Below are 26,567 nucleotides of genomic sequence, written 5' to 3' on the forward strand. Positions count from 1 at the left end.
CAAATCGACAGGAGAGAGCCATGACGCTTACGAAGGAATCGGTGCTGGAGGCGCTGCGCAAGACCGTCTTGCCGGGTGGTGGGGATGCGGTCGGCCGCGATCTGGTGCATGCGCTGGCGGTCGAATCGGGGGTGGTGCGCTTTGTCCTTGAAGGTGCGCCCGAGGCGGAGCTGCTGGCGATCCGGCCGGTGCTGGAGGCAGCGGTGCGGGCGCTGCCGGGGGTGCAGAGCCTGTCGGTGGTGATCCCGGCGCGGCCGTCGAAGGCGCCCGGCGGCGGGGTGAAGATCGGCGGTCACGCCAAGCCGCAGGAGGGCCCGCTGCCGGTGCCGGGCGTCGCGCATGTGATCGCGGTGGGCTCGGGCAAGGGGGGCGTGGGCAAGTCCACCGTCGCCTCGAACCTGGCGGTGGCTTTGGCGCGGGCGGGCAAAAGGGTGGGGCTGCTCGATGCCGATCTTTACGGGCCAAGCCAGCCGCGGATGATGGGGACGACGGAAAAGCCCGCCTCGCCCGATGGTCAGACGATCCTGCCGGTGCGCGCGCATGGGGTGGTGCTGATGTCGCTCGGGCTGATGCTGCGCGAGGACGAGGCGGTGATCTGGCGCGGTCCGATGCTGATGGGGGCGCTGCAGCAGCTGCTTGGTCAGGTGAAATGGGATCATTTCGGGCCTTTGGACGTGCTGGTGATCGACCTGCCGCCCGGCACCGGGGATGTTCAGCTCAGCCTGTGCCAGAAGACCGTGCTCGATGGTGCGGTGATCGTGTCGACGCCGCAGGACATCGCGCTGCTGGATGCGAAAAAGGCGCTCGACATGTTCGCCAAGCTGAAGCTGCCGGTGCTGGGGTTGATCGAGAACATGTCGACCTATGTCTGTCCGAACTGCGGCCATGAGGCGCATCTCTTCGGCCATGGCGGGGTGGAGGCCGAGGCGGCGCGGCTGGGCCTGCCGTTCCTGGGCGCCCTGCCGCTGGCGCTTGAGGTGCGCGAGGCGGGGGATGCGGGCCGTCCCGTGGCGCTCGGCACGGGCGCGGCGGCCGAGGCCTATGCGGCGATCGCGGCGAAGCTGATCGCGGGCGGCGTGGCCTGATTTCGCCGCGCTTTTCGCGCGGCGACCCGGGCGGGGGCTCCGCCCCGTCGTCCATTGGGTCTTGACCCAATGGCGCCCCAATGGACGACCCCCGAGGTATTTGAGGCAAGATGAAAGGGCAGTCGCAGGGCTGCCCTTTCGCGTTGCGGAGTTTGCGGTCTTGGGTGGGAAATCATGGGAGAGATCGGGCAGGCGGGCGTCGCCGCCCGAATCACTTGCCCGTGTTTGACCGTGATCGGGCGTTCTTCGCGGCACTTGCCCGGGATTTTGCGAATTTTGACGTTTTCTGCGGGAATGCGCCCCACCGGACGGGATGGCAGATCTGTCACAGAGGTGTTGCCTAGATGTTGTGGTTGATCTGGATCAAACCCGCTAGAGCTTTGCCTTTGCTGTAAAAGTTATCCACAAGCTGTTGAGTTATCATCGCTTTCCGCGCCACAGGTCGGGCAGGAATTCCATCGCATCCCAAAATATCCCTTGAAATCCCACCCCGGACCGTGGCATCACTGACTCACGGAAGACGGGCAAGAGGCAGCAAGACCTCAACGGCGCAAAGACCGAAGTTTCATACAGGCACCCGCTTCACGAAAGAGAGATCCGGCGCGCGAGCGAGCAGACATCCCCCAGGTGGCGCGCGCAGACCGGACAGCCCAGAGATGGGACGAGGGCGGCGGATCGAGCAGTGGCAGCAGCTCGGTCCGCCGTTTTCCTTCAAGACCACCGGCGGGGAGGGGACGGGAGTTGCCGCCTTGGCGGGCATGTTCATCGGCGAATACACCTTCAAGGTGGACAGCAAGGGTCGCGTGTCGATCCCCGCGCTGTTTCGTCGTGAGCTCGAGGAGGGCGATCCCGAAGCCGCGGTGACGAAACGTCCGCGTCTGGTCATCGTCTATGGCGCCGACACCCAGAAAATGCTGCAGGTTCATTCCTTTGCGGGCTTCCAGAAGCTCGCCGCCGCGATCAACGCGCGCCCCTACAGCGACCCGAGCCGGGCGATCCTGCAACGCTTCGTGCTGAACAAGGCGCATCCGACCGAGATCGATCCCGATGGTCGTCTGGTCCTGCCCGCGCAGCTGCGCGAGCGCTTCCAGCTCACCGGCGACGCCTATTTCGCCGGCATGGGCGAGACTTTCGAGATCTGGAACCCCGACACCTTCGCCGCCGTCGATCAGGCGCGGCTGGAAAAACTGATGGCCGAGATGGGCGAGGATTTCGACCCGCTCAGCCTGCTCAACGGGGGCTGAGATGGACCGACCCGACACCCCGCATATTCCCGTTCTGCTGCGACCGCTCCTTCAGGCGGTCGCGCCTGTCTTGGGGACATGGCTTGACGGCACCTTCGGCGCGGGCGGTTATGCGCGCGGGTTGCTGGCCGCGGGGGCGGCGCGCGTCATTGGCATCGACCGCGATCCGCTGGCCTTCGAGATGGCGGCGCCCTGGCGGGGCGAGTTCGGCGACCGGCTGGTGCTGGTCGAGAACACCTTTTCGAACCTGGATGCCGTCGCCGCCGAGATCGCACCCGGGGGGTTGGACGGCGTTGTGCTCGATCTGGGCGTCTCCTCGATGCAGCTCGATCAGGCCGAGCGCGGCTTTTCCTTTCTGCGCGACGGGCCCTTGGACATGCGGATGTCGCAATCCGGGCCTTCGGCCGCCGATCTGGTGAACGAGGCCGACGAGGGGGCGCTGGCCGATATCCTTTATCATTACGGCGAGGAACGCGCCTCGCGCCGGATCGCGCGGGCCATCGTCGAGGCCCGCAAGAGCGCGCCCTATGAGAGCACAAAGCAGCTGGTGGCGACGATCGAGCGCTGCCTGCCGCGGCCGAAACCGGGGCAAAGCCACCCCGCCACGCGCAGCTTTCAGGCGCTGCGCATCGCGGTGAATGACGAATTCGGCCAGCTGATCGCGGGGCTTGAGGCCGCCGAGCGGGCGCTGAAGCCGGGCGGCAAGCTGGCGGTCGTCACCTTCCATTCGCTGGAAGACCGGGTGGTGAAGCGGTTCTTTCAGGCGCGTTCGGGCCGGGCGCCGGGGGGGTCGCGCTATGCGCCCGAGGCCGCCCCCGAGGCGGCGGCCTTCGATCTTGTGACCCGCAAGGGGGTGGGGCCGGACGAAATCGAGCTTGCACAGAACCCGCGGGCGCGCTCTGCTATATTGCGTGTTGGTGCGCGCACCGATTCCCCCGCCGGTAGAGCTGATCGTGCAAGCCTTGGCCTGCCGGCCCCCCTTTTCGAAACTGACCGCAGCCGGGGCCGTCCCAGATGAAGACCATCTCGTATATCCTTGTTTCGCTTTGTGTTCTGGGTCTTGCCTTCTGGGCTTATCACGTCAATTACGCGACCCAGGACCGCGAACAGGAACTGCGCGCGCTCAATGCCGAGATCGCCGATCTGCAGGAAGGCCTGAGCGTCTTGCGCGCCGAATGGGCCTATCTGAACCGCCCCGAGCGGCTGCGCGAGCTGGTGAACCTGAATTTCGCTTCGCTGGGCCTGTTGCCGATGACCCCCGATCAGTTCGGCACTGCCGCCATGGTCGCCTATCCCGCACCCGAGGGCACCGATCCGCTGGCGATCGATCAGGCCATCGCACAGGCGATCGAGGTCTCCGCACCGCCGACCGATGACGAAAGCTCCCGCATCGCCGAAGAGGAGGCGCAATGAGCCACCGCACGCCGCTGCGCCCGCTGGCGCGGATCCTGGATGCCCGCGCCCGCGGCGAAAACCCCGACCTGATCGAACGCGCCAATATCCGCGCCCGCGGCGAGGCGGGGCGGGAAGCCGCCCGCGCCCGCGTCGCCTGGCGGATCGGGCTGGTGATCGGGATCTTCTGCGTCTGTTTCGGTGCGGTGGGGGTGCGGATGGGGACGCTGGCCGCCTCCACCCCCGAAGAGCCGCAACGCGCCGACACCGCCCCGGCGATCCTGGCGCAGCGCGCCGATATCACCGACCGCGAGGGCCGGGTGCTGGCGACGAACCTGGTGACGCATGCGCTTTACGCGCAGCCGCCGATGATGGTCGATCCGGTCGGCACGGCGAAGAAACTGGCGAAGATCTTCCCCGATCTGGATGCCACGCGCCTCGCCGCCGATTTCACCGGCCCGCGCAAATTTGTCTGGATCAAGAAGAAGATCTCGCCCGAGCAGCTGCAGCAGGTGCATGACATCGGCGAGCCGGGGTTGCTGTTCGGCCCGCGCGAGATGCGGCTTTACCCGAACGGGCGGCTGGCGGCGCATGTGCTGGGCGGCGCGCGCTTTGGCAACGAGGGCGTGGACAGCGCCGAGATCATCGGCACGGCGGGGGTGGAAAAGGCCTTTGACGGCTGGCTGCGCGATCCGGCCAACAATGGTGCGCCGCTCAAGCTCTCGATCGATCTGACGGTGCAGCAGGCGGTCGAGGAGATCCTCGCCGGCGGCATGAAGCTGATGAATGCCAAGGGCGCCACCGCGGTGCTGATGGATGTGCATTCGGGCGAGATCGTCGCGCTGGCCTCCTTGCCCGATTTCGACCCGAACGACCGCCCGGCGCCGCTGGCGAAGGGCGATGCGTCGGACAGCCCGCTTTTCAACCGGGCGGTGCAGGGGGTCTACGAACTCGGCTCCACCTTCAAGATCTTTGCCGTGGCGCAGGCGCTGGAACTGGGGCTGGTAAGCCCGACGACGATGCTCGACACCAAGTCGCCGATGGTCTGGGGCCGCTTCCGCATCCGCGATTTCCACAATTACGGCCCGGCGCTCTCGATCACCGATATCGTCGTCGAAAGTTCGAACGTCGGCACGGCGCGGATCGCGCTTCTGATCGGCGGGCAGCGACAAAAGGCCTTCCTTGAAAGCCTGGGCTTTCTGGCGCCGACCCCGGTCGAGCTGTCCGAGGCGCCCTCGGGGCGGCCGATCGTGCCGGGGAAATGGTCCGATATCACCACGATGACGGTGGGCTATGGCCACGGGCTGGCGGCCTCGCCGCTGCATCTGGCGGCGGCCTATGCGACGATCGCCAATGGCGGCTACAGGGTCAAGCCGACGCTGGTGCATGCGCCTGCGCGCGAACGCGGGCCGCAGGTGATGTCGACCGAGGCGGCGCGCAAGTCGCTGGCGATGATGCGCGCGGTGGTGACGCGCGGCACCGCCAGCTTCGCCGATGTGAAGGGCTATGAGGTCGCGGGCAAGACCGGCACCGCCGACAAGGTGAAGCCGGGCGGCGGCTATTACGACAACAAGGTGATTGCCACCTTCGCCTCGGCCTTTCCGGCCTCGGACCCGAAATATGTGCTGGTGCTGACGCTTGACGAGCCCTCGTCCTTTGCCGCGAACCAGACCCGGCGCACGGCGGGCTGGACCGCCGTGCCGGTCGCGGCCGAGGTGATCCGCCGCATCGCGCCGATCCTTGGCCTGCGCCCGGCCGACAGCGTGCCCGATGTGCTGGACGGGATCCAGCTGGTGAAGGCCGCGAAGGGGCATTGAGGGCGGAGCGGGGCGCTGCCCCGCACCCCGGCGTATTTGCACCAGGAAAAACACCGCAGAGAACAAAGGGCCGGGGCGCAAGCTCCGGCCCTTTGCTTTGGCGGGCTTGCGGGGCGGGGCGTCCCGAGGTATTTGGGTTATAATATAACGTAACTCAGATGGACGGCCATGACCCTTTCCCCCACTGATCCCCGCCTTCCGGTCACCGTGCTTTCGGGCTTTCTGGGCGCGGGCAAGACCACGCTTTTGAACCATGTGCTGAACAACCGCGCCGGGCGTCGCGTCGCGGTGATCGTCAACGACATGTCCGAGGTGAACATCGACGCCGATCTGATCCGCGAGGGCACCGAATTGAACCGCGCCGAAGAGGCGCTGGTGGAAATGACCAACGGCTGCATCTGCTGCACGCTGCGCGATGATCTGCTCAAGGGCGTGCGGGCCCTGGCCGAGGCGGGGCGGTTCGATTACCTGCTGATCGAGGGGACGGGGGTGGCCGAGCCCTTGCCCGTCGCCACCACTTTCGATTTCCGCGACGAGCGGGGCGAGAGCCTGTCCGACATCGCGCGGCTTGACTGCATGGTGACGGTGGTCGACACGATCAACCTGACGAAGGACTTCGCCTCGAGCGATTTTCTGGCCGATCGCGGCGAGACGGCGGGGGCGGAGGACAGCCGGACGCTGGTGACCCTGCTGACCGAGCAGATCGAATTCGCCGATGTGGTGGTGCTGAACAAGGTGACGGATGCCGGGCCGGAAAAGCTGCGCGTCGCGCGGCAGATCGTCAAGGCGCTGAACCCCGATGCGCGGCTGATCGAGACCGATTTCGGCCAGGTTCCGGCCGAGGCGATCTTTGACACCGGGCTGTTCGATTTCGCCCGCGCCGCCGAGCATCCGCTTTGGGCGAAAGAGCTTTACGGTTTCGCCAACCACACCCCCGAGACCGAGGAATACGGGATTTCAAGCTTCGTCTACCACGCCCGCGCGCCCTTTGATTCGGGCAAGATCGAGGCGGCTCTGGGCGGCGCGCTTCCCGGCGTGATCCGCGCCAAGGGGCATTTCTGGCTGGCGACGCGGCCCGATTGGGCGGTCGAATTCAGCCTGGCGGGGGCCTCGGCCAATGTCACGCCGCTGGGGCGCTGGTGGGCCTCGGTCCCGCCCGAGCGGCTGCCGAGCCACCCCGATGCGCAGCGCGAGATTGCGCGGCACTGGGCCGAGCCCTGGGGCGACCGGCGTCAGGAGATCGTCTTCATCGGCGTCGATCTGGACCGCGAGGCGATCTGCGCGCGGCTGAATGCGGCGCTGGTTCCGGCCGCGGATTTCACCCCCGAGGTCTGGGCCGATCTGCCCGATCCTTTCCCGCGCTGGGGGCAGGGGGCATGAGGCGCAACCTGACGACACCGCTGCGCCGCCGGTTGCGGGCCGATCCGATGGCGGCCTTCGACCGGCTGCCCGCGCCCGCACGGGCCTGGGCGCATCAGGCGGTGCTGCCCTGGTCGGCGGCCTCGGTGGCGCGGATCTGGGCGCGGGCGCTGGCAGAGACCGGCTCGCCGCAGGCGGCGCTTGACCGGCTGCATCTGGCCGAGGCGCGGACGCTGGCGCGCGAGCCGTCGCTCAGCGCGAAAACTTGACGGAAATGGAAAAGGCGTAGCTCGGCTTTGCCAGCTCTGCCGGGGCGGCGGGGAAACGCCCCGCCTTCTGCACCGCCGCCAGCGCCGCCGCATCGAGCGCCGGATGGCCCGAGGAGCGGTTCACCGCGGCCGAAATCAGCGCGCCGTCGCGGCCGACCCGCAGCGCCAGCCCGACCGAGCCCGAAGCCCGTCCCGCCGCGGCGGGATAGCTCTTGCGCCGCTCGATCCGGGTGCGGATCGTCGCGCCCCATTTCGCAAGCTGGCTTTTCACCGTGCCCGCCGCGACCGTCGCCTGCGCATCCGTCCCGCCCGTGCCCGCCTGCGCGCCTGCGCCCGATCCCGCCGCGCGCGCGGCGGCGCGGCTTTCGCTTTGCGCGGGCGCGGGTTTTGCCTGTTTCGGCTTTTCCGCCCGCCGCTCGGGTTTCGGTTTTGGCGGCGGCGGTTTCGGCTTGTCTTCCGCGACTTTCGGCGGCGTGATCTTCGGCAGCTCGGGCGGCAAAAGCACCGGATCGGGCAGCCGGACTTCGGGAATGTCGATCACCGGCGCGGTCAGCGGCAATGTCATCGCCGGCTCGGGCAGCTGGATCTGCGGCGTCAGATCGACGAAGGTCGCGGCGATCGCCTCGAGCGTGTCGAGATCCTCGCCGCCCGCCCCCGCCGCCACCAGCGCCGCGGGCGCGGCCTCGGTCTGCGACAGCACGGAAACCGCGACCGCATGCAGCGCCAGCGAGAGCGCCAGCCCCCACAAAAGCGCCCGGCCCGGCGCCTCGGGCGGATCGGCAAGCGCCAGGCTCATGGCGCGGCCTCCTCCAGACCGACAAGGCCGATCTTCAGATAGCCGCCCGCGCGCAGCTGGTTCAAAAGCCCCATCATCTCGCCGTAAGGCACGGATTTGTCAGCCGAAACGAAGATCCGCGTGTCCAGCTTGCCCGCCGTCGCCTCGGCCAGCCTTGCGGGCAGATCGGTGGCGCTGACCGGATCGCGGCCCAGCATCAGCCCCTTTTCCGCGTTCAGGCTCAGCACAACCGGGTCCGCCGGGCGCGGCTGCGGCTGCCCCGAGGCGACGGGCAGATCGACCGGCACATCAACGGTCGAGAGCGGCGCCGCCACCATGAAGATGATCAGCAGCACCAGCATCACATCGATGAAGGGGGTGATGTTGATCTGCGCCTCGGGGGCGAGGTCGTCGCCGTCGGAGAGCCGGACCGCCATTATTCCGCCACCAGATGCAGGGGGGTGACGCTGGCGGGCGCCCGCCGCGCCCGGTCCAGATCGCGCGAGAGCGTGCGTTCGACCAGCGCCGCCGCATCGGTCAGCGCGGCGCGGTAGCCGCCGACGGCGCGGGTCAGGTGGTTGTAAAGCAGCACGGCGGGGATCGCCGCGACCAGGCCAAGCGCGGTGGCCATCAGCGCCTCGGCGATGCCCGGCGCGACGACGGCAAGGCTGGAAGACCCGCTTTCCGCGATGCCGACAAAGGCGTTCATGATCCCCCAGACGGTGCCGAACAGCCCGACGAAGGGCGCGGTCGAGCCGATCGACCCCACCGCCGTCACCCCCGATTGCATCGCCCGCGCCGCCCCGGCCTCGATCCGGGCCAGATCGATCGCGACACGCTCCTTGATGCCGCCATCGGGCAGCCCTTCGGAGGCGCGGATTTCCGCGCTTGCCGCCGCCTGCATCCGCGCCAGAATCCCGCCGCTGAGCGTCGCGCCCAGCGTGCCGCGCGCCGCCAGCGCCCGGTAATCGCGCGAAAGACGGCGGCGCGACAGCGTCAGCTGCACCAGCTTGCCCGCCCAGATCGCCCAGGCCAGCACCGAGGCCGCAAGCAGCCCCAGCATCACGCCCTGCACCAGAATATCGGCATGGGCGAACATCGCCAGCGGGGTCAGCGCCTCGGCGGCGGCGGCGGCGCGCAGGGACTCGGCCAGCGAGGAAAGCCCGACACGGTCGAGAAACAGGATCAGCGCGTCATTGGCAGGCGCGGGCATGACGGGATGCATGACTGGGTTCATGTCGGGGGGCATGGCAGACCTCGGGGACGTTCAGGGCGGGACAGGAGCGGCTGGCGGAGGGCTGGCTTTGTCCCCTCCTGCGCTTGCTGAGTGAAATTGTCAAGTAATGGGCGGCCGCAAGGGCCGGGCCATCTCCGGCTTTGCCCCGGCGCGGCGGGTCGCAGGCGGGGGCGGGGCGGCGACGGGCTGGACGGCAAAGAAAGGCGCAGGACGAAAGCGGCATCGGCGAACCTTGGTCGGCCGGGCGAAACCGCCCGGAAGGTGGGATGTCGCGGAAGGCCGGGGCTTTCCGCGGACGGCGGGCCACCTCTGCGGAACGGGCCGCTTCCGCGGCGCCCCTCGCGCCCCGGAAAGGGTGAGTGTCCAAGCAGGTCTCCTGGCTCGCGGGTCTTGGCTTCGCCGGCCTTCCCGGGCAGCGCCCAGTGGCATGTCGACGTTGCTCGCCGCTCACAGTTGCGGGGGCAGCCGCGGTCTGGGCGCAAGCGCCGTTCCGCGTTCCCTTTCAATCCGGCCCGCGGGCCGGAACTTGGACGGCGTCAGCCAAATCCAATTCGCCCGCCGCGTCAAGCCGGAACTGCGGCTTGCGGTTGTGGGCGCTGCGCTGCGGCTCAGCCGCGGGGAAGGGGGGGCGTGCGCAGGATGCAGGGGATGCGGAAATGCGCGGGGCTGGTCGGGCCGCCCTCGATCAGCGCGAAGACCTTGGCAATCATCCCGTCCACGTCCTGCTCGATCATGCCAACATTGTCAGGCAGTTGCGCGGCGAAAGCGTCATAGTCGAAACAGCCGTAACGCATCCGCCCGGCATGATCGGGCACGGCGCGGTTGAGCCAGCCCACCACCCCTTCAAGGCTGATCGTCGAGTTCACGAACAGCCCCGGCGGCAGCGCCCCCGCCCGCGCGTCGAGCGCCCGCTCGGCCTTGTCGGGCGAATAGCCGCAGGCCAGGATCGCCTCTTCGGGCAGGGGGATGGCGCGTTCGGCATGGGCGGCGCGAAAGCCGCCGATCCGCTCGGCGGTGTTGTGATCGCCCGCCCGCCCGCCGATGAAGAGAAGCGGCCCGGCATAGCCCAGATCGTCGCGGCAGCGGTCGAGGATCAGATGCGTCAGCGTCTTCGCCCCGGCAAAGTTGTCCGAGGTGACCGAGGCCGCCTTCGATCCCGGCAGATCGAGGTTGACCACCCGCACCCCGGCCGCGGCGCACAGATCGGCGATCCGGTCCGGGTCGGTCGCCCCATTCGCCACCAGACAATCGACCTGATAGGACAAAAGCGCCCGCGCCGCCTCGAATTCCAGCGCCGGGTCGCGCTGCGTGCAGGTCATCACCGGAAACATCCCATGCGCGCGGGCCACTGCCTCGAAGCGCTCGGCCATGGCGCCGAAATAGCGGTTGTCATATTTCGGCACGATCATGCCGACGATGTTCGAACGCTCCCGCCGCAGCAGGCTGGCCTGATAATTCACCGCATAGCCCAGCTCGCCCGCCAGCGCGGTGATCCGCTCCGCCAGCTTTTCGCTGATCCGCCGCTTCTTCCACGAGCCGTTCAGCACCGCGCTGACCGCGCTGGGCGAGGTCCCCGCCCGTTCGGCCAGGTCATAGATCGTCGGGCGCTTGCGGCCGGGGCCAGAGGTGTCGGTCATGCTTTTCCGTCGGTTGTCATCTTCGATCTTGACGTGAATCGAAACCGGATGCAATTCTGCTTCATCGATTGAGCAAGCTTGCGCAACCGATGCAGCATAAGGGCGGAGGCGTGGAGGCGGCGCAACCGGGGCGTGTCGGCGTGGCTGGACGGGGTTTGCAGGCCCGGTCGGGCGGCGGCGGAACCCGGGCCAAGACCGGGCCGGGGCCTTGCGGATCATCCAGAGGAGGAGACCAGGATGAACAAGACGATTTCGCTGGCGGGGGCTTCGGTTCTTGTCGCAGCTTTCCTTGGCGCCGCGGCCAGCGCGCAGGAAGCGGCCACGGTGGCCTTCCTGATGCCCGACCAGGCTTCGACCCGTTACGAGCAGCACGATTTCCCCGGCTTCAAGGCGGCGATGGACAAGCTTTGCGCCGATTGCACGGTGATCTATCAGAACGCCAATGCCGATGTGGCGCTGCAACAGCAGCAGTTCAACTCGGTGATCGCGCAGGGGGCCAAGGTGATCGTGCTCGATCCGGTCGACAGCGCCGCCGCCGCGGGTCTGGTCGAGATCGCGCAGTCGCAGGGCGTCAAGGTCATCGCCTATGACCGTCCGATCCCGGCGAAACCGGCCGATTACTATGTCTCCTTCGACAATGAGGGCATCGGCTATGCGATCGCGAAATCGCTGGTCGAGCATATGAAGGCCTCGGGCGTGCCCGATGGCGCGGGGGTGCTGGAGATCAACGGCTCGCCCACCGATGCGGCGGCCGGTTTGATCCGCGACGGTATCCACCGCGCGCTGGAGGAATCGCCCTATACCAAGCTTTCCGAATTCGACACGCCGGACTGGGCGCCGCCGAAGGCGCAGGAATGGACCGCCGGGCAGATCACCCGGTTCGGCGATCAGATCAAGGGCATCGTCGCAGCCAATGACGGCACCGGCGGCGGCGCGATTGCGGCGCTGAAGGCGGCGGGCGTCGATCCGATGCCGCCGGTCACCGGCAACGACGCCACCATCGCGGCGCTGCAGCTGATCATCGCGGGCGATCAATACAACACGATCTCGAAACCCTCGGAAATCGTTGCCGAAGCTGCCGCGAATGTCGCCGTGACCTTCCTCAAGGGCGAAACGCCCGCGCCGAAGACCACGCTTTACGACACGCCTTCGGAGCTGTTCGTTCCGGCCGTGGTGACGCGCGAAAACATCAAGGCCGAGATCTTCGACAAGGGTATCCAGACCGCCGCCGAGATCTGCACCGGCGATTATGCCGAGGGCTGCAAGGCGCTGGGCATCGAGTAAGATCCGGGCATCACGCAAGGTTTGACCGACGGGCGCAGGCGGGTGACTGCCTGCGCCGCACTGGGGAGGAGAGGCCGGATGGCTGTGAATGACGCTTCGCTTGCGCCCGCGCGCGAGCCGGTCCTGCGCCTGCGCGGGATCACCAAGACCTTCGGCGCGGTCTCCGCGCTGAGCGACATCGACCTGGACGTGCATGCGGGCGAGGTGGTGGCGCTGGTGGGCGACAATGGCGCGGGCAAAAGCACGCTGATCAAGATCCTGGCGGGGGTGTTCCAGCCCACATCGGGCACGATCGAATTCATGGGGCGGCCGGTCAGCATCGACAGCCCCTCGGCGGCGCTGACCCTGGGCATTTCCACCGTCTTTCAGGATCTGTCGCTGTGCGAAAATCTGGATGTGGTGGCGAACCTGTTCCTTGGCCAGGAGCTGTCCCCCTGGGCGCTCGACGAGGTGCAGATGGAGGTCCGCGCCTGGCAATTGCTGGGGGAACTCGCCGCCCGCATCCCCTCGGTGCGCGAACCCATCGCCTCGCTTTCGGGCGGGCAGCGGCAGACCGTGGCGATTGCCCGCTCGCTGCTCTTGGAGCCGAAGATCGTCATGCTGGATGAGCCCACCGCCGCGCTGGGGGTGGCGCAGACCGCCGAGGTCTTGAACCTGATCGAGCGGCTGCGCGATCGCGGCTATGGCGTGATCCTGATTTCCCACAACATGGACAATGTCCGCGCCGTTTCTGACCGCATCGCGGTGCTGCGGCTTGGGCGCAACAACGGCACCTTCCCCCGCGAGGCCACGCGCGAACAGATCGTCGCCGCGATCATGGGGGCAGAGGACAATGTCGCCGCCCGCCGCGATGCCATCGAAAGAACAAGGGCCCAGCAATGAGCATGAAACCCGACGCCTCGCCCATCGCCTATGACCGCGCCGATGCCCGGCTGCGGGCCGATACCGGGCTTGCCGGTGCGGCGCGCGCCTTCATCGACCGCATCCGCTCGGGCGATCTGGGCATCCTGCCGGTCGTGGTGGGGCTGATCCTGATTTCGGTGGTGTTTTCCACCCTGAACCCGGTCTTCCTGCTGCCCAACAACCTCGTCAACCTGCTGTTTGACGCCGCGGCGGTGGGGTTCATCTCGCTTGGCATCGTGCTGATCCTGCTTCTGGGCGAGATCGACCTCTCCGTCGGTTCGATGAGCGGGCTGGCCTCGGCGCTGGTCGGTGTTCTCTGGGTCAACATGGGGGTGCCGCTGCCGCTCGCCATTCTGGCGGCGCTTTCGGCCGGGGCGACGATGGGGGCGATCTATGCGACGCTGCTCAATCGCTTCACCATGCCGAGCTTTGTTTCGACCCTTTCGGGGCTGCTCGCGCTTTTGGGCATGCAGCTTTACATCCTCGGGCCGACCGGCTCGATCAACCTGCCTTACGCCTCCTTCCTGGTCCGCTTCGGACAGATCCTGATCATGCCGGACTGGGCCTCGCATGCGCTGGCTTTGGTGCCGGGGCTGGGCATCCTGTGGTTCGGCTTCCGGCAGATGCGGGCGCGGGCGGCGGCGAACCTGTCGCATGCCTCCGCCAGCGTCGTGCTGGTCAAGGCGGGCGCGGTCACCCTGCTTCTGGAAGGCGCCGTCGCCTATCTGAACCTTGGCCGCGGCGTGCCCTTCATGTTCGTCGTCTTCGTCCTTTGCGTCGCGGCGATGCAATATGCGCTGACCCGCACGAAATGGGGCCGCTCGATGTTCGCCGTCGGCGGCAATATCGAGGCGGCGCGGCGTTCCGGCATCAAGGTCAAGCGCATCCGCCTGACCGCCTTCATGCTGGGGTCGTCGCTTGCCGCTTTGGGCGGGGTCTTTTCCGCCGCGCGTCTGGCCACGGCCAGCCAGCAGGCGGGCACGGGCGACGTGAACCTCAACGCCATCGCGGCGGCGGTCATCGGCGGCACCTCGCTTTTCGGCGGCCGCGGCTCGGCCTGGGCGGCGCTGCTCGGCGTGCTGGTGATCCAGTCGATCTCGAACGGCCTGACCCTTCTCAATCTCAGCTCGTCGCTGCGTTACATGATCACCGGGGCGGTTCTGGCCATCGCCGTGATCATCAACTCGCTGGCACGGCAATCGCGCGCCAGCCACGGCCGCGCCTGACAACCGGAGGATATCATGACAAATCTCATGCAGGGCAAAACCGCCGCCATCACCGGCGCCGCCTCGGGCATCGGCCTTGCCTGCGCGAAAATCCTGGTCGAGGAAGGCGCGCAGGTCGTGCTGATCGACCGCGACGCAACGAAACTGGCGCAGGCCTGCGCCGAGATCGGCCCCGGCGCGCATCCGCTCAGCCTCGATCTGTTCGACGCCAAGGCGGTCGCGGGGATGCTGCCCGCGATCCGCGACCTTGTGGGCGATCTTGACATCTTCCACGCCAATGCGGGCGCCTATGTCGGCGGTCCCGCCGCCGAGGGCGACCCGGATGTCTGGGACAAGGTGCTCAACCTCAACATCAACGCCGCCTTCCGCACGGTGAATGCGGTCTTGCCGCATATGATCGAACGCAAGACCGGCGACATCATCTTCACCTCCTCGGTGGCGGGGGTGGTGCCGGTGGTCTGGGAGCCGGTTTACACCGCCTCGAAATTCGCGGTGCAGGCGTTTTTGCATGCCACCCGCCGTCAGGTTGCGCCGCATGGCGTGCGCATGGGCGCGGTGCTGCCCGGCCCGGTGGTGACGGCGCTGCTCGATGACTGGCCGAAGGCGAAGATGGAGGAAGCCCTGGCGAATGGCTCGCTGATGCAGGCGCGCGAAGTGGCGGAAGCCGTGCTCTTCATGCTCTCGCGCAGCCGCGGCGTCGTCGTGCGCGACCTCGTTTTGCTGCCCAACAGCGTCGATCTTTGACCACGGCCCAGCCCGGAGGATTTCCCATGTCCGCTTCCACTGCCCGCCATCTTGTCGGGGTCGATGTCGGCACCGGCTCTGCCCGCGCCGGGGTTTTCGACCTTTCGGGTCAGTTGCTTGGCACCGATCACCACCCGATCACGCTTTACCGCGAGGAAGGCTCGGTCGTCGAGCAATCGAGCGCCGAGATCTGGGCGGCGGTGGGCCGTTCGGTGCAGGGCGCGCTGCGGGCGGCGGGGCTGACGGCGGCGGATATCGCGGGCATCGGCTTTGACGCCACCTGTTCGCTGGTGGTGCTCGATCCCGCGGGGCGGCCGCTGCCGGTCGGCCCCTCGGATGATCCGGCGCGCAATGTGATCGTCTGGATGGACCACCGCGCCACCGCGCAGACCGAGCGGATCAACGCGACGAAACACCGGGTGCTCGACTATGTCGGCGGCCGGATCTCGCCCGAGATGGAGACGCCGAAGCTTTTGTGGCTCAAGGAACACCGCCGCGCCGAGTTCGACGCCGCCGGGCATTTCTTCGACCTGACCGATTTCCTGACCTGGAAGGCGACCGGTTCGGCGGCGCGCTCGATCTGCACCGTGACCTGCAAATGGACCTATATGGGCCATGAGGGGCGCTGGGACGACAGCTATTTCCGCCAGATCGGGCTTGCGGAACTGGCCGACGAGGGCTTTGCCCGCATCGGCACCGAAGTCGTCATGCCCGGCACCGCTTTGGGCGCGGGCCTGACCGCGGAGGCCGCGCGGGATCTGGGCCTCTTGCCCGGAACGCCCGTTGCGGCGGGGCTGATCGATGCCCATGCGGGCGGTGTCGGCACCGTCGGCGCCGCGGGCGAGGGCGGGGCCAGCGCGAACTTGGCCTATGTCTTCGGCACCTCGTCGTGCACCATGACCACCACCGAGGAACCCGTCTTCGTTCCGGGCGTCTGGGGCCCCTATTACTCGGCGATGGTGCCGGGGGCCTGGCTCAACGAAGGCGGTCAGTCTGCCGCCGGGGCTGCGATCGATCAGCTCCTGCGGTTCCACCCCGCCTCTGCCGAGGCCTCGGCCGCCGCCTCCCGTGCCGGGCTTTCCCTCCCCGCCTGGCTTGCGCGACGGGCCGAGGCTTTGGCGGGGGCGGGGGGCGACATCGCCGGTCTGGCGGCGGGGCTGCATGTGGTGCCGGAATTTCTGGGCAACCGTGCGCCCCATGCCGATCCCTATACCCGCGCGCTGATCGCTGGGCTGGGGATGGAGGATGACCTGGACAACCTTGTCGCGCTTTACGTCGCGGGGATCTGCGGGCTGGGCTACGGGCTGCGCCAGATCCTTGAGGTGCAGGCGAAACGCGGCGCCACTGTCTCGACCGTCGTGATCAGCGGCGGGGCGGGGCGGTCGGATCTGGTGCGCCAGATCCTGGCCGATGCGACCGGCCTGCCGGTGGCGGCGCCGCAGACCGAGGAACCGGTGCTGCTGGGCTCGGCGATCCTGGCCGCGGTGGCGGCGGGGGCGGCGCCCGATGTGGCAACAGCGATGGCGCAGATGTCGAAGATCGCGCGCCGCTATGCGCCGGGGGGGGCGGAAACGCGCGCCTTCCATGATGCCCGTTTTGCGCTTTTCGAGCAGTTTCAGGCGCTTGCACGCGATGCCGCGGTGCGGGAGGCGTGATGGATCAGCCGCTTCGCGCGCTGCTGTGGGACATGGATGGTACGCTGGTGGACAGCGAGTCGGTGCATCGCCGCTCTTTCGTCGATGCCGCGCGGATCTGCGGGCTGACGCTGCCCGGGGAGTTCCACACCGCCCTGATCGGCAAGAGCGAGGAGGCGATCCACGCGATCCTTGTGGCCGATCACGGGCTTTCGCTGTCCCTTGCGCATTGGTCCGAGTTGCGTTTCGCCGCCTATCTGGCCCGGATCGACGAGGTGCATCCCTTTGAGATCGCAGCCGATCTTTGGGCGCGGGCGCAGGCGGCGGGGCTTTGTCAGGCGATCGTTTCGAATGCGCCCGCGCTGATCGTGCAGGCAAACCTGACCCGGCTGGGTCTGGCCCCCGGAGCGGTGACGACGGTCAGCCGTGAGGATGTCCGCCGCGGCAAGCCCGATCCCGAGCCCTATCAGCTGGCGCTGGCGCGGCTTGGCCTGCCCGCCGCCGCGGCGGCGGTGATCGAGGACAGCGCCGCGGGGCTGGCCGCGGCCCGGGCGGCGGGTCTTGGTGTCTACATGATGCCCGGCTTTGCCGGACCGCCGGGCGATTGGCAGCCCTTGGCGGCGCTGTCGCAGCGCCTGCCGGGCTGACCATCGTTCCGGCCCGGCGACGGAAACCCGGGGCTGGCGCGTTCATATTGCAAGATCAGCATGAAAGGGATCTGCGATGAACCGCGTTCTGAGACTTGCGACGATCCTTGCCCTCTCGGGGGCGGCCCTGCCCGCGCTGGCGCAGCAGGCACCCGATCCGGCGGTGGTGCCGGGGCAGGCGTTCCTGGCGCAATGGGATCTGGACGGCGACGGTCAGGTGACCCTGGCCGAGGCCCGCAGCCACCGCGCCGACATCTTCACCATGTTCGACAGCGACGGCGACGGCGTCTTCTCGGCCGGGGAGCTGGCGGGGATCGACGATTTCAAACAGGCGCAGCTGGAGGCCGGGATGGGCCCCGGGCATCAGCGCCCCGAAGGCATGACGCCCGGCGCCGGGATTGGGCGCGGCATGGGTCAGGGCCAAGGTATGGGAATGGGCCAAGGCCAAGGTATGGGCATGGCGGGGCAGGGCTTTCTGGCCCCGGCCGCCGATCAGATGCGGTGGCTTGACAGCGATGGCGACGGCCGGGTGACGCAGGCGGAATTTGTCGCGGGCACAGATCGCTGGTTTGCGCTGCGCGAGCGCAGTGGCGACGGCGTCATCACGCTGGCCGATTTCGGTCCGCGCCGCCGCTTCTGACCCGGCTCAGCCGATCCCCTGCAGCGCCAGGGCGAGGGCCAGATAGCGCCCTCCCTTGGCCAGGGTGACCAGCAGCACAAACCGCCCGAACGGCGCGCGCAAAAGCCCCGCCGCCAGCGTCAGCGGATCGCCGATGATCGGCAGCCAGGCGCCCAGAAGGCTCCACTGCCCCCAGCGCGCATACCAGCGCGCCGCCTGATCAAGCCGCGCCGCCGGGACCGGAAACCACCGCGCCCCGGCATGGGCGGCGCAATAGCGCCCCAGCGCCCAGTTCAGCACCGAGCCAAGCACATTGCCCAGGGTCGCAACCGCCAGCAGCAGCGCCAGCGGATGCGCGCCCTGCAAGATCAGCGCAGCCAGCACCGCCTCGGATTGCGCGGGCACCAGCGTCGCCGCCAGCAGCGCGGCCAGAAAGAGCCCGGTCAGCGCCACGGCACGATCCCGGCCGTGACGGGGGCAAGGCCGACAGAACCGGCGATCGGGGCGGCAAGGGGTCGCGGCGGTGGTCGGGTCATCGGGGGCTCCGGGCGGCGTCCTGCCTTCCTGACAAGCAAGGCGCTCTCCCGCAAGCCCCCTTGCGTGCGCCTATTCGCGCCTCCCCGACCTCTCCGCCCGGCCCCGACCCCTTGATTGCGGGCGGTTTTCCTGTCTTTTCCCGGGGGAGTGGCCCGCAACCAAGGAGCTTGCCCGTGACCCTGCGCCCCCTTTTTCTCGCGGCCACCGCGGCCCTTGCCTTGCTGGCCCCCGCCCCAGCCCCGGCCCAGACCGCGGCCCAAAGCTCGCCCCCCGGCCCGCCCCTTGCCGCGCCCGTGCCCTTCAGCCTTGACGCGCTGGCTGCCCGGGCCGCCGCCATCGCCCGCGCGCCCTATGTGCCCGCGCCGCCGCGCCAGCCCGAGGTGCTGGAACGCATCGATTACGACGCGCATTGGCAGATCCGCTACCGCAAGGACATGACCCTGCATCAGGGCACGGTGCCCGTTCAGTTCTTCCATCTGGGCACCTATTTCCGCCAGCCGGTAAAGATGTTCGCGGTGACGAACGGACAGGCGCGCGAACTTGTCTATGCCCCGGACCTGTTCGACATGCCGAAAGACAGCCCCGCCCGCGCTCTGGCCGCCGATGCGGGCTTTGCGGGTTTTCGCATCCTGCGCCCGGATCTCTCGGGCGACTGGATTTCCTTCCTCGGCGCCACCTATTTCCGCACCGAGGGGGCGCTGGGCCAGTTCGGTCTCTCGGCCCGCGCGATTGCCGTCGACACCGGCCTGCCCTCGGGCGAGGAATTTCCCCGCTTCACCGAGGTCTATCTGGAAGAAGGCCCCGGGGGGCAGGCGATCGTCACCGCGCTGGTCGAGGGGCGCAGCCTGGCCGGGGTCTGGCGCATGGCGATCACCAACACCCCCGGGCGGGGGCAGGTGATGGCGGTCGAAAGCCGGATCTACCTGCGCAAGCCGGTGGCGCGGCTGGGGCTTGCGCCGCTCACCTCGATGTTCTGGTATTCCGAAACGAACCGCTGGCACGCGCTGGACTGGCGCCCCGAAGTGCATGACAGCGACGGGCTGCTGATCGCGCCCGCCAGCGGAACGCCGGTCTGGCGCGCGCTCGATACGCCCGGCGACATCGTCACCACGCGCTTTGCAGGCCCCGCGCCAAAGGGCTTCGGCCTGGTGCAGCGCGACCGGGATTTCGAGCATTATCAGGATGATGGCGTCTGGTATGAGCGCCGTCCGACGGTCTGGGTCGAGCCTGCCTCGGACTGGGGGCGGGGGGCGGTGACGCTGGTCGAGCTGCCGACCCATGACGAGATCTACGACAATATCGTTGCCTTCTGGACGCCCGAGACCCTGCCCGCCCCGGGGCAGGAGCTGCGCTTTGACTATACCCTGCACTGGGTCGATCAGGCGCCGCGGCAGGGCGATCTGGCACAGGTGGTGGCGAGCCGGATCGGCATGGGCGGCAATCCGGGCCAGTCGCGGCCGCGCGATCAGATCAAGGTGGTGCTCGATTTCGAGGGTCCGGCGCTGGCCGGTCTGGGCGAGGCCGATGGCGTGACCCCGGCGATCACCGCGCCGAAGGGGGTGGAGATCATCAACCCCTTCGCCCATCCGATCCGCGGCAGCACCCGTTGGCGGCTGGTCTTCGACGTGAAATCGCCCCCCGGCACCGAGACGGTCGATCTGCTGGCAACGATCAAGCGCGGCGGTCGGGCGCTGAGCGAGACCTGGGCCGGGGTGTTGCACCCCGCGCAGATCGAAGCGCGGCGCTGACCTCCCCCACTTCCTCATGCAAAAGGCCGGGGTTTCCCCCGGCCTTGTTCGTTTCTGACCCGTCGCTCAGCGCTTCGGCACCGGCACGTAATCGCGGGCGACATGGCCGGTGTAAAGCTGACGCGGACGGCCGATCTTGCCGCTCGGATCGCCCAGCATTTCCTTCCATTGCGAAATCCAGCCCACGGTGCGCGAGAGCGCGAAGATCGGGGTGAACATCGAGGTCGGGAAGCCCATCGCTTCAAGGATGATGCCGGAATAGAAGTCGACGTTCGGGTAAAGCTTTTTCGAGACGAAGTAATCGTCCTCGAGCGCGATCCGTTCCAGTTCCTTGGCGACCTGCAGGATCGGGTTGTCGTGCACGCCGAGCAGGTCGAGCACCTCGTCGGCCGATTCCTTCATCACCTTGGCGCGCGGATCGAAGTTCTTGTAGACGCGGTGGCCAAAGCCCATCAGGCGGAACGGATCGTTCTTGTCCTTGGCCCGCGCGATATATTCGGGAATGCGCTCGACCGAGCCGATTTCGCGCAGCATTTCCAGACAGGCCTGGTTCGCCCCGCCATGCGCCGGACCCCAAAGGCAGGCGATCCCGGCCGCGACGCAGGCAAAGGGGTTCGCCCCCGAAGAGCCCGCCAGACGCACCGTCGAGGTGGAGGCGTTCTGTTCGTGATCGGCATGCAGCATCATGATCCGGTCCATGGCTTTCGCCAGTTCCGGTTTCACCACATAGGGTTCGGCCGGGACCGAGAAGCACATGTGCAGGAAGTTCGCCGCGTAATCGAGATCGTTGCGCGGATAGACGAAGGGCTGGCCGATCGAATATTTATAGGCCATCGCGGCGATCGTCGGCAGTTTCGCGATCATCCGCATCGCCGCCACTTCGCGCTGCCACGGGTCGTTGATGTCGAGACTGTCGTGATAGAAGGCCGACATCGCGCCGACCACACCCACCATCGTCGCCATCGGGTGGCTGTCACGCCGGAAGCCGCGGAAGAACATGTGGATCTGTTCGTGCAGCATCGTGTGCCGGGTGATCCGCGCCTCGAAATCGTTCATCTGCTTTTCGCTCGGCAGCTCGCCGTTCAGAAGCAGGTAGCAGACTTCCAGGTAATGCGACTTTTCGGCCAGTTGCTCGATCGGATAGCCGCGGTACAGAAGCTCACCCTTGTCGCCGTCGATATAGGTGATCTCCGATTCGCAGGCCGCGGTCGAGGTGAAACCGGGGTCGTAGGTGAAGACATCGGCCTGCGCGTAAAGCTTGCGGATGTCGAGCACATCCGGCCCCACCGAAGGCGACAGCACCGGCAGATCATAGGTCTTGCCGTCAAGCGTCAGCGTTGCCGTGCGTTTCGTTTCAGCCATGGTTCCCTCTCCATTCGTCCGGCGGGCCACGCCGGTGCATCCTTCCCGGTTCCCGCGCGCCGGTTCCCGACGAACCGGCTGCGGGAGAGGGCGGCCGGGCCTCAGGCCGCCTGATCGTCGAGCCGGGCCAAGACTTCCTCGCGGCCCAGCAATTCCATCATGTCGAAGACCGAGGGCGTTGCCGCCCGTCCCGCCAGCGCCGCGCGCAGGGGGGCCGCGATCTTGCCAAGGCCCAGTCCATGCGCCTCGGCCACCCGCGCGACCACGCTTTCGAGCTCCTCACGCACCCAGCTAGCATCTTGCAACTGCTGCGTCAATTCATTCAGTATACCACGGGATACCGGATCAAGCGCCGCCATCGCCTTCGCGTCGATCTCGACGGGGCGGGAGATCAGCGTGAAGCGCGCCTTTTCCAGCAGCTGACCAAAGGTCTTCGCCCCCGATTTCACCACGGGCAGGGCCTTGTGCAAAGCCGCCAGTTGCACCTCGCTCAGCGCGGGCAGGTTGGCCGCCTCCAGATAGCCCGAAATCTGGGCGATCAGGGCGTCATCTTCGATCTGGCCCATGTGATGGCCACAGACATTTTCGAGCTTCTTGAAATCCAGCCGCGAGGGCGCGCGGCCGATTCCCTCCAGTTCGAACCATTCCCTGGCCTGGGCATCGGTGAAGACCTCGTCATCGCCATGGCTCCAGCCCAGCCGCGCCAGATAGTTGCGCATGCCCGCGGCCGGATAGCCCATCGCCTGATATTCTTCCAAACCCACCGCGCCGTGACGCTTGGACAGTTTCTTGCCGTCGGGGCCGTGAATGAGCGGGATATGCGCGAACACCGGCACCTCCCAGCCCATCGCGTGATACACCTGCATCTGCCGCGCCGCGTTGATCAGATGGTCGTCGCCCCGGATGACATGGGTGACGCCCATGTCGTGGTCATCGACAACGACGGCAAGCATGTAAGTCGGTGTACCATCCGAGCGTAAACAAACCATATCGTCGAGCTGGTCATTCTTCACCGTCACCGCGCCCTGCACCCGGTCTTCGATCACCGTCGCGCCCTCGCGCGGCGCCTTCAGCCGGATCACATAGGGCGCATCCGGATGCGTCGCGGGGTCGGCATCGCGCCAGGGGCTTTGAAACAGCGTCGATTTCCCCTCGGCCCGGGCGGCTTCGCGGAAGGCCTCGATCTCTTCCTGGGTCGAGAAGCACTTGTAGGCCGCGCCGCGGGCCAGCATCTCGCGCGCCACCTCGGCATGGCGGGGGGCGCGGTCGAACTGGCTCACCACCTCGCCGTCATAATCCAGCCCAAGCCAGTCCAGCCCCTTGAGGATCGCCGCCGTCGCCTCGGGGGTCGAGCGGGCGCGGTCGGTATCCTCGATCCTGAGCAGGAAGCTGCCGCCATGGCCGCGGGCGAACAGCCAGTTGAACAACGCGGTCCGCGCGCCGCCGATATGCAGATAGCCGGTGGGCGAGGGGGCGAAACGGGTGACGATCTTTTGCGACATTGCGGCCTTTCTGCGGGCTCCGGGGCTGCCGGAGGGCGCGTTTTAACCATTTGGAAACCATGATGCCCGTAGGCTTGCTTGCGCGTTTCTCTAATGCAGGAGGGGGCGACAGGACAAGTGGCGCAGGCATCGGCGGTGCATCGGGACGGGATCCGGCGTCGCATTGCGGGGCTTTGGGCGGGCTTGGCCGATCCGGTCGCGGCGCTGGACCGGGCGCAGCTTGACGGGGTGCTTTGGGCGCCGCTGGGCCTTGGCTTTGGCGTCGGGCTTTATTTCGCGCTGCGCGTCGAGCCGGGCGTGCCCGTGCTGGCCGCGGCGGTCGCGGTCATCGTGGTCGCGGTGCTGGTGTGGCGGCGCGGCCCGGGCTTTCTGCACCTGCCTGCGACGCTGGTTCTGATGGCGGCGCTTGGTCTTCTGTCCGCCAGCTGGCGTGCCCATTCCGTCGCCGCCCCGGTGCTGCCCTTCAACTATTACGGCCCGGTCGAGGGGCGGATCATCGGCATCGACCGCTCGGCGCGCGACGTGATCCGCCTCACGCTCGATCAGCTGCGGCTGGCCCGGGTCGCGCCCGAGGCCCTGCCCGCCAGGGTTCGCATCGCGCTGCATGGCGACATCAGCAGCCTTGCGCCCGAGCCCGGTCTGCGCATTGCCACGACCGCGCATCTGAGCCCCCCCGCCGAGCCGATCGCCCCCGGGGCCTGGGATTTTCGCCGCAACGCCTGGTTTTCGGAGCTGGGTGCGCTGGGCTACACCCGCAGCCCGGTGGTGGTGATCGCACCGCCCGAGGACGATTGGGCTCTGGCCGCGCATCGGCTGCGGATGCGGCTTTCGGCGGCGATGCAGGACCAGATCGGCGGTCAGGCGGGGGCGGTGGCGGCGGCGCTGATGACGGGGGACCGCTCTGGCATTTCCGAGGCGACGAATGCGACGCTGCGGGCCTCGAACCTTTACCACATCGTGTCGATTTCCGGGCTGCACATGGGGATGCTGGCCGGGTTCGTCTTTGGCGCGCTGCGCTGGGGGCTGGCGCTGGCCGGGCCTTTCGCCCTGATCTGGCCGACGAAAAAGATCGCCGCCGCCGTCGCGCTGATCGCCTCGGCGGCGTATCTCTGGGTCTCGGGCGGCGATATCGCGACGCAGCGGGCCTTTCTCATGACGGCGGTGATGCTGGTGGGGATCTTGCTCGACCGGCGCGCGCTGAGCCTGCATACGGTGGCGCTGGCGGCGATTTTGCTTTTGTTTCTGTGGCCCGAGGCGCTGACCGGCCCCGGCTTTCAGATGTCCTTTGCCGCCACCGTGGCGCTGATCCTAATGGCGGGGCCCTGGGCTGTGCATCACCACCGCCTGCCGTGGCTGGTGCGCCCGGTGCTGCTGCTGGTGCTGACCTCGCTGATTGCGGGGCTGGCGACGGCACCGATTGCGGCGGCGCATTTCGGGCGGATGTCGCAATATGGCATGCTGGCGAACCTGCTGGCGGTGCCGGTGATGGGGATTGTGGTGATGCCCGCGGGGGTGCTGGCGGCGGTTCTGGCGCCGCTGGGTCTGGCCGGGCCCGCGCTCTGGCTGATGGGGCTGGGCACCGACTGGGTGCTGGCGGTGGCCGATTTCGTCGCCGGGCTGGCGGGGGCGCAGAGCTTCGTGCCCGCCCCGCCCGGCTGGGTGCTGCCGGTGCTTGCCCTTGCCGCCGGGGCGGCGGTGCTGTCGCGCGGCGCTTTTCGGTCGGCGATGGTCGTGCTGGGGCTGCTCGCCTGTGCCGGTTGGGCGCTTGCGCCCCGTCCGGCGCTGCTGATCGCGCCCGGGGGCGCGCTGGTCGGGCTGATGACGCCCGAGGGGCGGGCGCTGTCGAAAGCCGCGCCCAGCTTCACCGCCGAGGGCTGGTTGCAGGCCGATGGCGATGCGGTCACGCCGAAAGAGGCCGCGGCACGGGCAGGGTTCAGCGGCAAGAGGGGGGGCCGGCAAGCGGTCTGGCAGGGCAGGCGGCTTTTGCACCTGTCGGGCAAGGCGGCGCTGGAAAATCTGGAACAAGCCTGTCGGGACGGGGCCTTGATCGTGCTCGACACGGTCGCGCCCAAAGGGGTCACGGGCGATTGCCAGATCTATGACCGGCGCAAGCTTGCGCAGAGCGGGGCGCTGTCTTTCGATGCGGCGGGCGGGATGCGTTCGGCGCGCGAGGAGGCCGGGCAGAGGCTCTGGACCGATCCGCCGCGCCGCAAGACGCCGCCCGAAGAGCGGACGGCGCCAGACCCGGAGCCGCCCGAAGGCGCTCAGTAGCTGCGGATCAGCCCGACCAGACGGCCCTGCACCTTCACCTGATCCTCGCGCAGAAGCCGGGTTTCGTAAGCCGGGTTCGCCGCCTCAAGCGCGATCATCCCGCCGCGGCGGTGATAGCGCTTCAGCGTCGCCTCCAGATCCTCGACAAGCGCCACGACGATATCGCCATTCTCGGCGGTGGTCTGGTTGCGGATCACCACGATATCGCCATCGTTGATCCCCGCCTCGATCATGGAATCGCCTTTGACTTCAAGGGCGTAATGCTCGCCGCGGCCAGAGAGCATCGATCCCGGAACGGTGACGTGATGCGCCACTTCGGCAATCGCCTCGATCGGCACACCGGCGGCGATCCGCCCCATCATCGGAATGTCAAGCGCCGCCGCTGCCACCGGCAGCGCCGCGCGCGGCGGTTCGGCCCGGCCCCCCGGGATCACCGTCGGCGTGAAGGCCGGTTGCGTCTGCAGGCTGCGTTCCGCCTCGGCGGCGCGTTCCATCGACTCGGGCAGCTTGACGATTTCAAGCGCCCGCGCCCGATGCGCAAGACGGCGGATGAAGCCGCGTTCCTCCAGCGCCGTGATCAGCCGGTGGATCCCGGATTTCGAACGCAGATCAAGCGCATCCTTCATTTCGTCAAAGGACGGCGGAACCCCGTCACGCGCCATGCGCTTTTGGATAAAATCCAGAAGTTCCAATTGCTTGTGCGTCAGCATCCGGTTGCCCCCCGCTTGCGTCCTGGCTCGGTGTTCCGCAAGTGTTCTAGACACGTTCCCGTTTCGTGTCAATGACGCCCCCGGCCTTGGCGTTAACGCGCCAGCAAGGATTGGCCGGTCTCAGGGCGTCGCGCGATAGGGGCCGGACTTGCCGCCCTCTTTCGACACCAGCCGTATCCCCTCGATATGCATGGATTTTTCAGCGGCTTTCAGCATGTCGTAAAGGGTCAGCGCCGCGCCCGATACGGCGGTCAGCGCCTCCATCTCAACCCCGGTCGGGCCGGTGGTCTTCACCGTCGCCACGATCCGCACACCGGGCAGGGCCGGATCGGGGGTTAGCTCGACCGAGACCTTGGACAGCGCCAAGGGATGACAAAGCGGGATCAGATCGGCGGTCTTTTTCGCCGCCATGATCCCCGCCACCCGCGCAATCCCCAGCACGTCGCCCTTTTCCGCCGTGCCCGCCAGCACCAGCGCCAGGGTCTCGGGCGTCATCACGATTGCCCCCTCGGCTACGGCCACCCGGGTCGTCGGCGCCTTGTCCGACACATCGACCATATGGGCT

At 67.9% G+C, this 26,567-nt stretch carries 25 protein-coding genes and 1 riboswitch; of the genes, 16 read left to right on the plus strand and 9 right to left on the minus strand.

Annotation, left to right across the window (positions count from 1 at the left end):
* The first annotated feature begins 20 nt into the window (after positions 1-20).
* The 7 genes from AC4PTB_RS05940 (at position 21) to AC4PTB_RS05970 (ending at position 7,166) form a co-directional block, all read left to right on the plus strand.
* On the plus strand, positions 21-1,085 hold the full coding sequence (locus tag AC4PTB_RS05940) for an Mrp/NBP35 family ATP-binding protein (RefSeq protein WP_492192143.1): 1,065 nt from the start codon (positions 21-23) through the stop codon (positions 1,083-1,085).
* Positions 1,086-1,741: 656 nt separating this feature from the next.
* Positions 1,742-2,329 (plus strand): division/cell wall cluster transcriptional repressor MraZ, encoded by a 588-nt coding sequence (mraZ, locus tag AC4PTB_RS05945; protein ID WP_492192144.1) that lies wholly within the window; start codon positions 1,742-1,744, stop codon positions 2,327-2,329.
* A gap of 1 nt (position 2,330) precedes the next feature.
* Positions 2,331-3,347 (plus strand): 16S rRNA (cytosine(1402)-N(4))-methyltransferase RsmH, encoded by a 1,017-nt coding sequence (rsmH, locus tag AC4PTB_RS05950; protein WP_492192145.1) that lies wholly within the window; start codon positions 2,331-2,333, stop codon positions 3,345-3,347.
* On the plus strand, positions 3,344-3,742 hold the full coding sequence (gene ftsL, locus AC4PTB_RS05955) for a cell division protein FtsL (protein WP_492192146.1): 399 nt from the start codon (positions 3,344-3,346) through the stop codon (positions 3,740-3,742). Before rsmH ends, ftsL begins: the two co-directional genes overlap by 4 nt.
* Complete coding sequence (locus AC4PTB_RS05960; protein WP_492192147.1) at positions 3,739-5,538, plus strand: peptidoglycan D,D-transpeptidase FtsI family protein; 1,800 nt, start codon at positions 3,739-3,741, stop codon at positions 5,536-5,538. The genes ftsL and AC4PTB_RS05960 overlap by 4 nt, the downstream gene beginning before the upstream one ends.
* 168 nt (positions 5,539-5,706) lie before the next feature.
* Entirely contained in the window at positions 5,707-6,918 is a 1,212-nt protein-coding gene (locus AC4PTB_RS05965; protein WP_492192148.1) for a GTP-binding protein, read from the plus strand.
* Complete coding sequence (locus AC4PTB_RS05970; protein ID WP_492192149.1) at positions 6,915-7,166, plus strand: DUF6525 family protein; 252 nt, start codon at positions 6,915-6,917, stop codon at positions 7,164-7,166. Before AC4PTB_RS05965 ends, AC4PTB_RS05970 begins: the two co-directional genes overlap by 4 nt.
* Here AC4PTB_RS05970 and AC4PTB_RS05975 read toward each other — a convergent pair.
* From AC4PTB_RS05975 to AC4PTB_RS05990, 4 genes are all read right to left on the minus strand, one after another.
* Entirely contained in the window at positions 7,150-7,962 is an 813-nt protein-coding gene (locus tag AC4PTB_RS05975) for an energy transducer TonB family protein (protein WP_492192150.1), read from the minus strand. The two genes, AC4PTB_RS05970 and AC4PTB_RS05975, sit on opposite strands and share 17 nt — an antisense overlap.
* Positions 7,959-8,378: a TonB system transport protein ExbD gene (exbD, locus tag AC4PTB_RS05980; RefSeq protein ID WP_492192151.1), complete on the minus strand. Its 420-nt coding sequence runs from the start codon at positions 8,376-8,378 to the stop codon at positions 7,959-7,961. Before exbD ends, AC4PTB_RS05975 begins: the two co-directional genes overlap by 4 nt.
* On the minus strand, positions 8,378-9,166 hold the full coding sequence (exbB, locus tag AC4PTB_RS05985; protein WP_492192152.1) for a tonB-system energizer ExbB: 789 nt from the start codon (positions 9,164-9,166) through the stop codon (positions 8,378-8,380). The genes exbD and exbB overlap by 1 nt, the downstream gene beginning before the upstream one ends.
* Before the next feature lie 361 nt (positions 9,167-9,527).
* A riboswitch (cobalamin riboswitch) is annotated at positions 9,528-9,723 on the minus strand.
* 63 nt (positions 9,724-9,786) lie between these two features.
* Positions 9,787-10,815: a substrate-binding domain-containing protein gene (locus AC4PTB_RS05990; protein ID WP_492192153.1), complete on the minus strand. Its 1,029-nt coding sequence runs from the start codon at positions 10,813-10,815 to the stop codon at positions 9,787-9,789.
* A gap of 237 nt (positions 10,816-11,052) precedes the next feature.
* On the opposite strand from AC4PTB_RS05990, the gene AC4PTB_RS05995 reads away from it, so the two are divergent.
* The 7 genes from AC4PTB_RS05995 (at position 11,053) to AC4PTB_RS06025 (ending at position 17,893) form a co-directional block, all read left to right on the plus strand.
* The gene (locus AC4PTB_RS05995) at positions 11,053-12,099 is read left to right on the plus strand and encodes an ABC transporter substrate-binding protein (RefSeq protein ID WP_492192154.1); all 1,047 of its coding nucleotides are present in this window, start codon (positions 11,053-11,055) and stop codon (positions 12,097-12,099) included.
* 78 nt (positions 12,100-12,177) lie between these two features.
* Complete coding sequence (locus AC4PTB_RS06000; RefSeq protein ID WP_492192155.1) at positions 12,178-12,981, plus strand: ATP-binding cassette domain-containing protein; 804 nt, start codon at positions 12,178-12,180, stop codon at positions 12,979-12,981.
* Positions 12,978-14,228, plus strand: coding sequence for a sugar ABC transporter permease (locus AC4PTB_RS06005; RefSeq protein ID WP_492192156.1), 1,251 nt, complete (start codon positions 12,978-12,980; stop codon positions 14,226-14,228). Before AC4PTB_RS06000 ends, AC4PTB_RS06005 begins: the two co-directional genes overlap by 4 nt.
* 15 nt (positions 14,229-14,243) lie before the next feature.
* Positions 14,244-14,972, plus strand: coding sequence for an SDR family oxidoreductase (locus AC4PTB_RS06010; protein WP_492192157.1), 729 nt, complete (start codon positions 14,244-14,246; stop codon positions 14,970-14,972).
* A gap of 26 nt (positions 14,973-14,998) precedes the next feature.
* Positions 14,999-16,627, plus strand: a complete 1,629-nt coding sequence (locus AC4PTB_RS06015; protein ID WP_492192158.1) for an FGGY-family carbohydrate kinase — start codon at positions 14,999-15,001, stop codon at positions 16,625-16,627.
* Positions 16,627-17,253 carry an HAD family hydrolase gene (locus AC4PTB_RS06020; protein ID WP_492192159.1) on the plus strand — a complete coding sequence of 209 codons (627 nt, stop codon included), beginning with the start codon at positions 16,627-16,629 and terminating at the stop codon, positions 17,251-17,253. The genes AC4PTB_RS06015 and AC4PTB_RS06020 overlap by 1 nt, the downstream gene beginning before the upstream one ends.
* Before the next feature lie 76 nt (positions 17,254-17,329).
* Positions 17,330-17,893, plus strand: coding sequence for a hypothetical protein (locus tag AC4PTB_RS06025; RefSeq protein WP_492192160.1), 564 nt, complete (start codon positions 17,330-17,332; stop codon positions 17,891-17,893).
* 6 nt (positions 17,894-17,899) lie between these two features.
* On the opposite strand, the gene AC4PTB_RS06030 is transcribed toward AC4PTB_RS06025, so the two are convergent.
* Complete coding sequence (locus AC4PTB_RS06030) at positions 17,900-18,325, minus strand: YqaA family protein (RefSeq protein ID WP_492192161.1); 426 nt, start codon at positions 18,323-18,325, stop codon at positions 17,900-17,902.
* A 257-nt stretch (positions 18,326-18,582) separates the two neighbouring features.
* Here AC4PTB_RS06030 and AC4PTB_RS06035 point away from each other — a divergent pair, with 257 nt between their 5' ends.
* The gene (locus AC4PTB_RS06035) at positions 18,583-20,157 is read left to right on the plus strand and encodes an OpgD/OpgG family glucan biosynthesis protein (protein ID WP_492192162.1); all 1,575 of its coding nucleotides are present in this window, start codon (positions 18,583-18,585) and stop codon (positions 20,155-20,157) included.
* A gap of 66 nt (positions 20,158-20,223) precedes the next feature.
* On the opposite strand, the gene gltA is transcribed toward AC4PTB_RS06035, so the two are convergent.
* Entirely contained in the window at positions 20,224-21,519 is a 1,296-nt protein-coding gene (gene gltA / locus AC4PTB_RS06040) for a citrate synthase (RefSeq protein ID WP_492192163.1), read from the minus strand.
* Positions 21,520-21,620: 101 nt separating this feature from the next.
* The gene (gltX, locus tag AC4PTB_RS06045; RefSeq protein ID WP_492192164.1) at positions 21,621-23,021 is read right to left on the minus strand and encodes a glutamate--tRNA ligase; all 1,401 of its coding nucleotides are present in this window, start codon (positions 23,019-23,021) and stop codon (positions 21,621-21,623) included.
* Between the two features lie 117 nt (positions 23,022-23,138).
* Between gltX and AC4PTB_RS06050 the strand changes: the two genes are divergently transcribed.
* On the plus strand, positions 23,139-25,292 hold the full coding sequence (locus AC4PTB_RS06050; RefSeq protein WP_492192165.1) for a ComEC/Rec2 family competence protein: 2,154 nt from the start codon (positions 23,139-23,141) through the stop codon (positions 25,290-25,292).
* Here the strand turns inward: AC4PTB_RS06050 and lexA are convergent.
* Both lexA and moaC read right to left on the minus strand, forming a co-directional pair.
* Positions 25,286-26,002 (minus strand): transcriptional repressor LexA, encoded by a 717-nt coding sequence (lexA, locus tag AC4PTB_RS06055; protein ID WP_492192166.1) that lies wholly within the window; start codon positions 26,000-26,002, stop codon positions 25,286-25,288. The two genes, AC4PTB_RS06050 and lexA, sit on opposite strands and share 7 nt — an antisense overlap.
* A 120-nt stretch (positions 26,003-26,122) precedes the next feature.
* Positions 26,123-26,560 carry a cyclic pyranopterin monophosphate synthase MoaC gene (moaC, locus tag AC4PTB_RS06060; RefSeq protein WP_492192591.1) on the minus strand — a complete coding sequence of 146 codons (438 nt, stop codon included), beginning with the start codon at positions 26,558-26,560 and terminating at the stop codon, positions 26,123-26,125.
* Positions 26,561-26,567 lie beyond the last annotated feature (7 nt).

The organism is Rhodobacter sp. 4.3.4 (assembly GCF_058724655.1).

Excerpts from the sequence above, each read along its gene's own strand:
- moaC (WP_492192591.1), bottom strand. The coding sequence starts at position 26,560 with ATGGTCGATGTGTCGGACAAGGCGCCGACGACCCGGGTGGCCGTAGCC.
- AC4PTB_RS06015 (WP_492192158.1), top strand. The coding sequence starts at position 14,999 with ATGTCCGCTTCCACTGCCCGCCATCTTGTCGGGGTCGATGTCGGCACC.
- AC4PTB_RS05975 (WP_492192150.1), bottom strand. The coding sequence starts at position 7,962 with ATGAGCCTGGCGCTTGCCGATCCGCCCGAGGCGCCGGGCCGGGCGCTT.
- AC4PTB_RS06025 (WP_492192160.1), top strand. The coding sequence starts at position 17,330 with ATGAACCGCGTTCTGAGACTTGCGACGATCCTTGCCCTCTCGGGGGCG.
- exbB (WP_492192152.1), bottom strand. The coding sequence starts at position 9,166 with ATGCATCCCGTCATGCCCGCGCCTGCCAATGACGCGCTGATCCTGTTT.
- AC4PTB_RS05965 (WP_492192148.1), top strand. The coding sequence starts at position 5,707 with ATGACCCTTTCCCCCACTGATCCCCGCCTTCCGGTCACCGTGCTTTCG.
- gltA (WP_492192163.1), bottom strand. The coding sequence starts at position 21,519 with ATGGCTGAAACGAAACGCACGGCAACGCTGACGCTTGACGGCAAGACC.
- exbD (WP_492192151.1), bottom strand. The coding sequence starts at position 8,378 with ATGGCGGTCCGGCTCTCCGACGGCGACGACCTCGCCCCCGAGGCGCAG.
- AC4PTB_RS05960 (WP_492192147.1), top strand. The coding sequence starts at position 3,739 with ATGAGCCACCGCACGCCGCTGCGCCCGCTGGCGCGGATCCTGGATGCC.
- AC4PTB_RS05995 (WP_492192154.1), top strand. The coding sequence starts at position 11,053 with ATGAACAAGACGATTTCGCTGGCGGGGGCTTCGGTTCTTGTCGCAGCT.
- AC4PTB_RS06005 (WP_492192156.1), top strand. The coding sequence starts at position 12,978 with ATGAGCATGAAACCCGACGCCTCGCCCATCGCCTATGACCGCGCCGAT.
- AC4PTB_RS06020 (WP_492192159.1), top strand. The coding sequence starts at position 16,627 with ATGGATCAGCCGCTTCGCGCGCTGCTGTGGGACATGGATGGTACGCTG.
- mraZ (WP_492192144.1), top strand. The coding sequence starts at position 1,742 with ATGGGACGAGGGCGGCGGATCGAGCAGTGGCAGCAGCTCGGTCCGCCG.
- lexA (WP_492192166.1), bottom strand. The coding sequence starts at position 26,002 with ATGCTGACGCACAAGCAATTGGAACTTCTGGATTTTATCCAAAAGCGC.
- gltX (WP_492192164.1), bottom strand. The coding sequence starts at position 23,021 with ATGTCGCAAAAGATCGTCACCCGTTTCGCCCCCTCGCCCACCGGCTAT.
- AC4PTB_RS05990 (WP_492192153.1), bottom strand. The coding sequence starts at position 10,815 with ATGACCGACACCTCTGGCCCCGGCCGCAAGCGCCCGACGATCTATGAC.
- rsmH (WP_492192145.1), top strand. The coding sequence starts at position 2,331 with ATGGACCGACCCGACACCCCGCATATTCCCGTTCTGCTGCGACCGCTC.
- AC4PTB_RS06000 (WP_492192155.1), top strand. The coding sequence starts at position 12,178 with ATGGCTGTGAATGACGCTTCGCTTGCGCCCGCGCGCGAGCCGGTCCTG.
- ftsL (WP_492192146.1), top strand. The coding sequence starts at position 3,344 with ATGAAGACCATCTCGTATATCCTTGTTTCGCTTTGTGTTCTGGGTCTT.
- AC4PTB_RS06010 (WP_492192157.1), top strand. The coding sequence starts at position 14,244 with ATGACAAATCTCATGCAGGGCAAAACCGCCGCCATCACCGGCGCCGCC.
- AC4PTB_RS05970 (WP_492192149.1), top strand. The coding sequence starts at position 6,915 with ATGAGGCGCAACCTGACGACACCGCTGCGCCGCCGGTTGCGGGCCGAT.
- AC4PTB_RS05940 (WP_492192143.1), top strand. The coding sequence starts at position 21 with ATGACGCTTACGAAGGAATCGGTGCTGGAGGCGCTGCGCAAGACCGTC.